This is a genomic window from Flavobacterium sp. T50_26, from assembly GCF_057652995.1.
The window spans coordinates 54322-65468 of sequence record NZ_JBYFCC010000022.1 but is presented as its reverse complement, the minus strand read 5'-3'; the positions used below and the strand labels follow the sequence as shown (position 1 = coordinate 65468).

The following is an 11147-nucleotide window of genomic DNA, read 5'->3' as shown; positions in this document are numbered from 1 at the left end:
GGTGAGTTCTTTTTTTCCTTGCATGACTAAAATTACAAAACGTGAATCTTTTTTGCAAGATTTTTTTGGTATATTTGGGGAGTTGTGCAACAAGCACAGCGTATTGGCAATAGGCGGGCTGAAGCGATTCGTAGCAAAGGAAGTAAAAAATTCAACGTCTGCTTTTCGTATCAAGCTCAGTACTAATAATCCCGCCCATCGCCAATACGCGGTCCGTTAGTGGCAATGGCAGAACAACCGTACCCCTGAAATTAAACGGCTGAAAAATAACAACCTGACACAGAAAAAAATAATAAAAATCTACCACACAGGATTTTTTTGCAGTACAAAATTCAACCTTGCTTCAACACCTTTTTCCTTTTAAAATACAAAGCTACATAAGACAAAACCGCACAAACAAGTCCAATCCAAATCATAGCCCAAATTGCACCCGAACATTGGGACAACGTTCCTTCTTCTATCAGCAAAATTCTGAATGCCTGTAAGAAATGCGTAAGCGGAATCACATTTGCAACAGCCACAACCCAATCGGGCATTTGCGAAAGCGGCCACGTAAATCCGCTCAAAATAAAACTCGGAGTGGCTATTACCATCAATATTTCGGTTGCTTTGAGCTGACTCGGAATCAATATGCTTACCAATATCCCGATAAAGCATACCGACAACACGAAAATTCCCGCTACAAAAGTCAAAGCACCTAGATTTTCATAAAACGGAATCCTGAACCAAAACGTAAACAGATAATACAAGATCCAAATACCGAAGCTCATTATCAGATACGGAATTATCTTAACTGCCATTATTTTAAGTAGGGATTTGTTTTCCGAAACCAATGTTCTGAAAGTTCCGTTTTCGTATTCGGAAGCAAAGGACAAAGCCAAGCCTAACAGCAAAACCTGTTGTAAAACCGTTGCCAAAATGCCAGGCCACAAAAAGTACATATAGTTCGTGCTTCGGTTGTATTTTTTGATAAAGGTGGTTTTGAACGGCTCATATTGCGACATTGCCACACTTTCAGGCATTCCTTGTTTTTTAAGAGCTTCAATCTGAACTCCCGCTTTAAGTGTTCCTAAACAAATCTGAATGGCTGTCGAAGCATAATTGGCTGTTAAAACATTCGAAGTATTTACAATGGTAAGCACTTCGGGATACTTTTTGGTCATAACCTGCTTTTCAAAATCTTTCGGAATAATCACAATCGCAGGAATGTTATCGTTTTCCGCTACGATTTTAGCTAAATCGTTCTGGTCATAACGGATAAAAGCCACGTTCAGAACCTCATTATCCTGCATCATTTCAATAGCTTTTCGGCTCATCTGACTTTGGTCTTCATCAACCACCACAACAGGCAAATCGGTAACTTTACCTTTCTGATAAACAAAGCCTAAAAGTATTCCGTACATAATCGGAGCCCCGATAAAAAGCAACCGAAGCACACTGTTATCCCAAAACAACCGGAATTCCCTTTTTATAAGCGAAAAAAAGTTTTTCATAATTTCTTATTACAATTCTAAAGTAACCGTAGTTTTCGTAAACAAATCTTTAGCTTGTTCTACATCAATCGGACTGATTTTTATCTCAAAAAGACTCTCCTGAATTTCATAATCGGGATAAGCCGTTGCGATGTTTGCATAAGCTCCCAAAGCCTTAACCGAAGTTATTTTTCCCTTAACCTGACTTTTGTTATAGACCACATTAACCATTACTTCCTGTCCTTTCTGAACCTTTGAAAGCCGGCTTTCGGGAATCGTAAAACGGAAATAAGTCGATTCCGAAATCGTTCCGCTAATCAAGGTATAACCGGGAAGTGCCAGCTCCCCTGCTTTAAGCGTAATGGACTCTACCGTCATATCCTGCGGAGCAATGATATACCGCTCGGAATCCGCAACCGAAACTTCCTGCAAAGCTCCCAAAGCCCTTTCCTGCTGTCCCAATGCCATTTTTTGCTGTTCGATTCTTGCTCCGTATTTCACGTCCGAAATTTCAGCCTGAACAGCCAGATACTGCGATTGAGCCCCCTGATATTTAGCGAAAGCCTCATCATACATCTGTTGGGAAACCAACGAATCTTTAAGCATATTTGACAATCGGTTAATGGATTTTTGAGCCAGTTCGTACTGTTCTTTGAGTGCTTTTTGTTTGGCTTCTAGCTGTTTGAGCTGATTGTCCGTAGCTCCTTTCAAAGTCATATCATATTGGGCTTTTGCCGACTGAACAGCACCCTCTGCCTGACTTTTTTTGGCATCGACTTCGGGAATGTCCAAAATAGCAAGCGTATCGCCTTTTCTCACAAAATCTCCTTCCTGAATACGGATTTCAATGATTTTTCCGGGAATTTTCGATACGATTCCGATTTGCTCTCGTTCGATTTTTCCCTGAATAACCTCGGTTTTCGGCTTACCGCAACCGATAACGGAAATCACTACAACTAATAATAAATATATCTTTTTCATCACTTTTAATAAGTTAGTTTAAAATGGTTTTGGTTAATTCTCCTGTTACGGAAAGTGTTTCTAAAGCGGACAGCCTTTGCTCTACTAAAATCTGAATTTTATTGGCTGATGCTTTAAACAAATCGTTTTCTGCTTCCAATCTTTCGGAAATGTTGATAAGCCCTTCCTGATATTGCCTTACAGCCATATTCAGATTGTTTGAAGCCACTTTCTCCTGCTCCAGACCGATTTGGTATTTCTGATTCTGAATCCTGTAATTCGCCAGGTTATTTTCCAAAAGCAAAGCAAATTTCTCCTTGGTATCGTCTAATTGATTTTGCACCTGTTCCGCATTTATCTTGGCTTCGTGGATTTTGTGCTTACGTTCAAATCCGCTGAAAATTTCCCATTTCATCGAAAGCCCTACCATCCAATTCGGACTCATCGTAAATTCGTTCATTCTTCCGTAAAGTCGGGAATTGACCATTGGAATTTCAGGTGTAATCATCGTAGCGTCAAAAAGGCTCGTATAAGTAACACCTCCGAATGCTCCCAAAACGGGAAGATAACTCCCTTTTTCTTTTTTAATCATATAATCCGATGCTTTTTTGAACGATTCCAAAGCCTTAAGCTCCTGTTTGTTCTCAACCGATAATTCTTCCGAAATCATATAAGGTGCAAGTAAATATTTTACTTCTTTGATTTGGTTTTCAGAATATCCCGTAAGGTAATTTATCTTTTGGTAAAGGACTTTTCGTTTTCCCTGAAGTTCTATTTTTTTGGATTGTAATTCGAGATTCGCCAATTTGATTTTGTCCCTGTCATACGGAATGGCAAGTCCTTCTTCGATAGCCCTTTCTACTCTTTTGGCTTCGGTAGCCAAGCGTTTTTCGCTGTCATTCAGTAATTTTTCGACTTCGTTCAGCAAATGGACCTGGTCAAACGAATGAATCACTTCTTTAATTAAATTTTCTTTTTCAGCCTCGGAAAGATAAGCCGTTCCGATTCGTTTTTGCTCTAATGCCTTTGCTCCGTTTTCGATTTGAAAGCCACTGAACAAAACCGTTTTTGCCATCAGGCTTCCCATCAGTACGTTTCCGTAACTGTCAAACGATTGCTTTCCGTCAAAAATCGGCTGATTGATAACCGGAATGTTCCCCGTTGGTAAATCGAGCGTTATGTTCGTATCGAAATACATATAATTTGCCGAACCTTCTACTTTCGGAATGTATTTGTTCCAAACACTTTTCTTTTCCGTACTGATTTTTTCCACTTCCAAATCTTTGTTTCGGATAGAAGCGTTTTTGTCGATTGCTTTCTGAATTGCTTCCTGCAAAGACGTGCTCACATCAATTTGAGCCTTTCCTTCAAAAGCCAAAAGGCAGGCAAGTATAGGCAGTAACTTTTTAATTCTCATTTTACCTCTAAATTTTGATATATTTTATGAAACACTTCTTTTACTGTCACTATATTTTCTACACTGATTCCTTTTATGGATTCTTCGACGGTAGCATTGACAAGATTCATAACTTTTTCCTGTATTTGCTTTCCTTTTTTTGTCAGAAAAATCAAATTAGACCTTCTGTCATTTACATCGGGTTTCCGGTCGACCAAACCGTCTTTTTCCATATTGTCAATCAAACGGGTTACGCTTGGTCTGTCCCGAAAGCTCTTATCTGCCAAATACTGTTGCGAGCAACCGTCATTTTCCCACAAAACAGCCAAAATAGACCATTGTTCCTTGGTTAATTCTACTCCGTTCTGTCTGAAATTCTTATTCAAAACACGATTAAATGCCTGTGGTGTCCTGCCCGTAAGCAGATTGTAAAAATCCTGATATTCTAAAATTGATTGCATAAACAATTGTTGTTACGATAACAAAAGTAAAGAATATTTTTATCCTGAAAATATTTTCTGGAAAAATTAACATTTCGAGAAAATGCAAAAGTTTTTTAATCTTTTGATTTACAGATAAATGTATCAAATAAAGAGTAAACAAAAAGCCACAGCCACTAACAAGGGTTTTGCAAGAGAGCGGGTTAAGTGCTAAATTCAACTTTTGTGCTTCTATTCCGCAAAAACCATTTTTTATTTGCTTGAAAAGTGTAAATTAGCAAATAAAAAAATGGTTTTGCTACGTTGGTGCTAAATTGAAAGTTTGTGCTTTCTAATCCTCTCCCTCGCAAAGCCCCGAACCGTTACAAATACCATCACCCCAACCAACCCTTCAACGAATTTATTTTTATTTGATAAATCATCACTACCAACAAAAAAAAGTAAACCACTACACATTAGCACTTTACCAAAAATATTCTTTTTAACGTAACATCAAATTTGTTACATTTGTTAAAAGGCCTCTCGTTTTGAATTATTACTTTGGAAATTTAATTCTAACGCCATGAAAAAAATACTCATCCTACTCTTTTTAACTCCTTTTCTTTCCTTTTCGCAACTGGAGAAAACAATAGATTCGCTCCAAAAAGTTACAAAAACCTCTAAAGAAATAGATGATATTGGTAATGCCTATGCAGAACTTGCTTTGATTTATATGGATAATGATGTTGAAAAAGCACAAGCAACCATTGATAAATTAAAAACTTTAAACGTCAATAATTCATGCTACAAATGTGAAGGCTACGGCCTACTTTATGAAGGAATGTTGCATGTTAGAAATGCTAACTACACTAAAGGCATTGATAAATTCAAGAAAACTGCTGACATCGCAAAAAAAAATAATGATCAATACCTACAAATTCAAGGGGTAGCTAATGAAGCACAAACACTACTGGATATTGACAAAAAACAAGAATCTGAAAAATTACTACTCTCTTTTGTTGAAGAATCTACTAAATTTCCGGATGAATATGGCATGGGAAGTATTTACTTTCTTCTTGGATATGTCAATCAAGATAAGGGTTTTTATAACTCTGCGTTAGAATATTTTATTAAAACCGATCAACTTATCCGTGACGATGATCCAAGTGGTTTGGATTTTAAAATAGCTGTTTTAGGCCAAATTTCAGATGTTTATAAAGAAATGGACAATCAAGACAAAGCAAATGAAGTGTTGAACAAAGCTTTAATAATTGCTCGTAAAAATGATTCTCCACTTTTTCTAAATGATGTTTATTTAAGCAAAGGCATAATTGAATTGCATTTTAACAACCCAACTAATGCAATTATTCATTCGAAAAAAGCCTATGATTATTTTAAATCAATTAATTTTAAATTAAAAGTAGCCAATTCTGCTGTAGTCTTGGGTGAATGCTACACTAAATTAAATGATCAAGAAAAATCAATTGCTTTTTTACAGGAATCTGAATTATTATTTAAAGAGTTTGAAGATGAAACCAACTTATTAAAAATCGATTTATTATTATCAGAAAACTACATTCAAACAAATCAAATTGATTTAGCGACGACATTGCTAAATAAAATAGCTCCTTCGGTAGAAAAAAATAAAATCAGTAAAACTTATATCAACTATTTAAATAGTAAAATTAAGTTGAATTTCAAAACTCAAAATTTTAATGAAGCCCTTGAGTTGATTGAAAAAAGGGATTCATTGCAAAAATTAATAACTCAAAATACCAATAAAATTAATTTTCAAGATTTAGAAACCAAATACCAAACCGAAAAAAAAGAGCAGGAAATCAAATTACTTTCTGCCGAAAATAAGTTGGCTGAAAGACAAAAATATATTTATATAGCATTGATTGTTTTGTTGGTTTTTTTAGGTTTAACTATTTTCTATTTGTATCGTAATAAAATTAAAACCGCCAATAAAATCAATGAATTAAACGAAATGAAATCGAGGTTTTTTGCTAATATTTCGCATGAGTTTCGCACACCTCTAACATTAATTAAAAGTCCGGTGCAACAATTACAAGCATCCGCCACCGATGAAAAGCAGAAAAGTCAACTCAATTTAGTTGATAAAAATGCAGACCGAATGCTCGAATTAGTTGATCAATTATTGGAACTTTCCAAACTCGACAGCGGAACATTTAAACTCATTTTAAAAGAAGGAAATCTTTCTGATTTTCTAAAATCGATAGCAGAACCATTTGCTTTTCAAGCCAAGGAAAACTATCTTTCCTTTCATACAAACATTCAAACCAGTAACCAAAACCACTTTTTTGATAAGGATGTGATTCAAAAAATTGTTTCGAATCTGCTTTCCAATGCGTTAAAATATACACCCGAAAACCATTCGATTCATTTTACATCATCATTTGAAAAAGACTCACTGCTTCTGTCCGTTTCCAATTCAGGAGTAAAACTAAAAAAAGAAGAACTACCAAAACTCTTTGAACGCTTTTATCAAAAAAAAGACACCCAAAATGGAGTTGGAATCGGCTTGGCATTAATAAAAGAATTAGTCGATTTATACCAAGGAAACATTTCAACTTTGTTGGATAATGATAAACTTACTTTTAATATATCGCTTCCGCTTACGGTTTCAAAAGACGAAAATATTCTCATAGCAACCGAACAACTACAACTAACCAAAAATAGTAGTGAAACGGATGAAGAGTTACCTATTCTATTAATTGTCGATGACAATGCCGAAATCAGATCTGTTCTAAATGATCTTTTTTCCGATGAATACCGAATTATTGAAGCCGAAGAGGGCGAAATCGCTTTAAGATTAGCACAACAAGAAATTCCCGATTGTATTATTTCCGATGTCATGATGCCTAAATTAGATGGATTTGCATTTACCAAAGCAATTAAATCCAACGAACTAACCTCTTTTGTTCCTGTGATTCTTCTCACTGCAAAAACATCCGAAGAAGCTCATTTGGAAGCATTAAAAAGTACCGCCGATGCCTTTTTAACCAAACCGTTTAATCACAATATTGTAAAAGCAACCGTTCACCAACTCATCTCCGAACGTAAAAAACTGCAACATCGCTACAGCCAAGAGTTAATTTTAAAACCCGTAGACATCATCATTAATTCGGTGGACGAAAAGTTTTTACAAAAATTACAAACCATTTTAGACACACAATTGGCTAACGCTGATTTTACAGCAGAAGAATTTGCAACACAAATTGGCATAAGTCGCATGCAATTGCATCGCAAATTAAAATCACTCTTTGGCGTTTCGGCAACAGAATTCATTCGGAACGAACGATTAAAAAACGCTGCTGAATTACTCAAAAAAGGAAACGGAAATATTTCTGAAATTGCCTATTCAGTTGGGTTTAATGAAATTTCCTATTTTTCAAGATGCTTCAAAGATCATTTTGGTTGTACACCTACTGAGTATGCCGAAAAAAAATAATTGCTTTCGAAAAGCCTTATTTTACTAAGGTTTTTGAAAATGTTACATTACTTCAAATCCCTGTTACATCTGTGACAGGGATTTTTTTTGGTTTGAAATAATTTTATCCAAAACAAAAACCATCCCAAATGCAAAAGAAAAATCGGCAACCCTATGAAGCAAAAATCAACAAGCTTCCCGATAAAATAATTTACTTGAACATCAACCATTTAGAAAAAGGAGACTATGAACTTAACATCATTCACCAAAAAAAAATAATCAAAAAAACAACCTTTAATAAAAAATAACCATGAAAAAAATTTCAACCTACCTAAGTATTTGCTTACTCATCGCTGTTACAAGTTGCAGCAGTGATGATGACCGACCTCAAGGCTACTTCCCTACTACTATCGAAAAAATTGATTTTACCAATTCCGGAAACAATAGAACGATTGAATTGGAATACAACAACCAAAACCAAATCAGTCGAGTAGAAATAATAAATCCAAGTGGAAATAATACCATTAAAACATTAACCTACACCGATAATAAGTTAACACAAACAGTAACAACCAATTCAGGAGATAGTGAAACACGAAATTACATTTATAATGCGAGCGGTATCCTTTCTTCTATTGTAGAAATTGACGGCGGTTCAACATTAACTTACCTTATTACTTACGATGAAACAACAAATTCCTATACTTTAGTGGATGGAGCTGATAACTTCTCCATTTTTCTTAATTCACAAGGTAACGCAGTACGGTATGAAAACACCTTTTTTGCAGATCTTATCTTGACATTAGACAATAATCTGTCCGGCACATTCAAATTTCTTGAACCACAAATTGCTTATCAATTTGAATTTGCTCTTTTTTCAGGGATGGATTTCTATTACATGAGTACCCAACAAATCAATCGCTTTGAATTTGGCGTGCAGGATTTGGAACCTATTCACACCCGCAACCAAAATGATATGATTTCTACAGTAATTTATAACCTTACTGGTGGAGGCGGATTTCAATACACTTTTACGTATAGCAATAGAAACTTATAAATTTTAAACGTATGAGAACAATATTTTTATGCATCATTCTATTTTGTTTTACCAACGTTTTACAAGCACAATTTATTGAAAAACTTGGCAAAAAAGCTGAAAAAGCAGCAGAACGCACTGTTGAAAGACGAGTTGAACGAGAAACATCCAAAAAAACAGATAAAGCATTAGATAAGGTGTTTGAAGAAGATAAGTCAACAAAAGAAACAACAAAAAAATCTTCGTCTAAAACTAAAAAAAACAATGCTCAATCCAAAAGAGAGATCGTAACAGGTAGTCAATTTTTTCCGGGTGGTAATGTGATTTACAGTGAAACATTTTCGCAAGATGCCATAGGAGATTTTCCAGCCAATTGGGAAACCAATTCCGGAGGTGAAGTTATTGTTGTGGATGGAAACAAAGCCCTTCAACTCAATCCAAACGGAAACTATATCGCCAAAACCGGAAAACTTCCTGAAAATTATGCATTAGAATTTGATTTAATTACAGAAAATTTAGATTATAAAAGTCTGTCCGGTTCAGGTTTTGGTGTTGTGTTTTCGGGAGAAAAAACACTGAACAAACCTAAAAAGGGAGGAAAATTTGGTTTTTCATTATGGAAAGGTTCCTCCGTTTCCAACAAAATTCAAGTGGAAAACTGGGGCAATTCTACTTCAAAAATCAACAACTCCATTCCCTTTCAAATGCAGGAAAAACTAAATTCTGTGATGCATTTTACAGTTGTTGTTAATAGTTCAAGACTTCGTGTGTACATCGAAAACGAAAAAGTGATTGATTTGCCTTCCTTTTTAACCGATAATTTAGGGAACTATATTCAATTTTATTTAAAAGGAACGGATGCCAAGGAAAACCATATTGTAGCTCTTTCCAACATAAAAATCACAGAAGAAGGCGAAGATATTCGCTCCAAAATTTTAAAAGGAGGATTTTCAACTAACCTAATTTTGTTTGATTCCGGTTCTGATAAAATCAAAAAAGAATCATTTGAAATCATTGAAAAAATTGGAAAAGTACTGCAAGAAGATCGTTCCATGCAAATCAACATCATCGGTCATACCGATAGTGATGGCGATGAAGTAAAAAACATGACATTGTCCAAAGCAAGGGCTGCAGCTGTGATGAATTATTTTATCGATAAAATGAGTATTGATAAAAAACGTCTTCAATTTCAAGGTAGTGGCGAAAATGAACCGATTGCTTCCAATGCAACCCAGGAAGGAAAAGCACAAAACAGACGGGTAGAATTTAAAGCCATCCAGTAATGAAAACAACCCTAAAAGTGATTATAGGTTTAGCTTCTGCCACGGCGGCCGGAATGGCTTTTGGCGTTATTCCTAATCCGTTTCAAGACCAACACGAAGCTGCTGCTGTTCATCGTGTACACGAAATGAAAGTACGTTGGAATCACGACGGAAAAGTAGAATCCATTCCCATCATTGAACAAGGCACTCCGTTTGATGATACGAAATATTTTGATCAAGTACCTTTAATTAGTCCTAATCCAACCGAAACTGCCGGCGTTTTTCAATTCGATTATGAAATAGAACAATATTTTTCCATCGATGGAAAATCCGGTAATCTTCGCTATAAAGTCAATAGCAACGATAATTCGATGTATGTGCACGGAACAGAAATTACAGAAAACCCACTTTTTGTTCCGCTTAAATCTAATCCTTTTCTGCAAAAATATACGTTTGAATTCCTAATTCGCAATGCCAAAAACGATTGGATGCTATTTATGACGCATGCAGAAGAAGGTAAACTATGCATTAAAATGCCTTCCGGATTAAGCTTTTCCGGCATTATAACCGATCAACATTTAAAGACATTGGAGATTTTAAATAGTGCCAAAGAAAATGCAGGTTTAGGGATAAACAATTCTGGTTTAGAACCATACAAAGGTCACTTTACTGACGAAAGCGGACATAAAAAGCAAATTACATTTTGGATGGCAAAAGAAGAAGCCCAAATTGCCACCGGCGTTCCTATCATGGGTTTTGGTGTGGGTATTTTTAAGAATGTTTTGGAGCAAAGACAGCAGTTCTTAGCTGTAACAGAAACGAACGAAGGAGTAATGAAACTCCTAAATCTGGAAAAAATTGATACATGGGGCATTACTACCAAAAACTACCGCATTATCGCCTTTGATTATCATCTTCCATCCGGAAAAGCAAAAGTAGATGACGTGGTGAGCTGGTTAAAAAACAAACAAAACGAAATCACAAATTTGCGGGCACAACGCAAAAATTGTCCTTCTCACCAAAAAGGTCGTGAATGCCGGAAAGCGATTGACAATCAAATAAAGCAAATTCAGGAGGAAATTGCTTCAAAAGCCACCGATTTAGGCAAACAATACTTTCCTCCTGTAAACTAATACTAACCTAACCAC

Annotated in this window: 10 protein-coding genes; 6 read left to right on the top strand and 4 right to left on the bottom strand. The window is 35.6% G+C overall.

From position 1 onward, the window contains the following. Nucleotides 1-220, top strand: a 220-nt coding sequence (locus AC23MC_RS13245; protein ID WP_487568775.1) for a hypothetical protein, incomplete at its 5' end; no start/stop codon positions are given. 112 nt (nucleotides 221-332) lie between these two features. On the opposite strand, the gene AC23MC_RS13240 is transcribed toward AC23MC_RS13245, so the two are convergent. From AC23MC_RS13240 to AC23MC_RS13225, 4 genes are read right to left on the bottom strand one after another with little or no spacing between them, the layout of a single operon-like run. After that, on the bottom strand, nucleotides 333-1493 hold the full coding sequence (locus AC23MC_RS13240; RefSeq protein ID WP_487568776.1) for an ABC transporter permease: 1161 nt from the start codon (nucleotides 1491-1493) through the stop codon (nucleotides 333-335). A 9-nt stretch (nucleotides 1494-1502) separates the two neighbouring features. Continuing rightward, nucleotides 1503-2453 (bottom strand): HlyD family secretion protein, encoded by a 951-nt coding sequence (locus tag AC23MC_RS13235; RefSeq protein WP_487568777.1) that lies wholly within the window; start codon nucleotides 2451-2453, stop codon nucleotides 1503-1505. Between the two features lie 13 nt (nucleotides 2454-2466). Further along, nucleotides 2467-3849 (bottom strand): TolC family protein, encoded by a 1383-nt coding sequence (locus AC23MC_RS13230; protein WP_487568778.1) that lies wholly within the window; start codon nucleotides 3847-3849, stop codon nucleotides 2467-2469. After that, nucleotides 3846-4289, bottom strand: a complete 444-nt coding sequence (locus AC23MC_RS13225) for a MarR family winged helix-turn-helix transcriptional regulator (protein ID WP_120181153.1) — start codon at nucleotides 4287-4289, stop codon at nucleotides 3846-3848. Before AC23MC_RS13225 ends, AC23MC_RS13230 begins: the two co-directional genes overlap by 4 nt. Before the next feature lie 541 nt (nucleotides 4290-4830). On the opposite strand from AC23MC_RS13225, the gene AC23MC_RS13220 reads away from it, so the two are divergent. From AC23MC_RS13220 to AC23MC_RS13200, 5 genes are all read left to right on the top strand, one after another. After that, complete coding sequence (locus tag AC23MC_RS13220) at nucleotides 4831-7722, top strand: response regulator (RefSeq protein WP_487568779.1); 2892 nt, start codon at nucleotides 4831-4833, stop codon at nucleotides 7720-7722. 128 nt (nucleotides 7723-7850) lie between these two features. Further along, complete coding sequence (locus tag AC23MC_RS13215) at nucleotides 7851-8009, top strand: hypothetical protein (RefSeq protein WP_487568780.1); 159 nt, start codon at nucleotides 7851-7853, stop codon at nucleotides 8007-8009. A gap of 2 nt (nucleotides 8010-8011) precedes the next feature. Continuing rightward, on the top strand, nucleotides 8012-8758 hold the full coding sequence (locus AC23MC_RS13210; RefSeq protein ID WP_487568781.1) for a hypothetical protein: 747 nt from the start codon (nucleotides 8012-8014) through the stop codon (nucleotides 8756-8758). 11 nt (nucleotides 8759-8769) lie between these two features. After that, nucleotides 8770-10020: an OmpA family protein gene (locus AC23MC_RS13205; RefSeq protein WP_487568782.1), complete on the top strand. Its 1251-nt coding sequence runs from the start codon at nucleotides 8770-8772 to the stop codon at nucleotides 10018-10020. Next, nucleotides 10020-11132 (top strand): hypothetical protein, encoded by a 1113-nt coding sequence (locus AC23MC_RS13200; RefSeq protein WP_487568783.1) that lies wholly within the window; start codon nucleotides 10020-10022, stop codon nucleotides 11130-11132. The genes AC23MC_RS13205 and AC23MC_RS13200 overlap by 1 nt, the downstream gene beginning before the upstream one ends. Nucleotides 11133-11147: the final 15 nt, after the last annotated feature.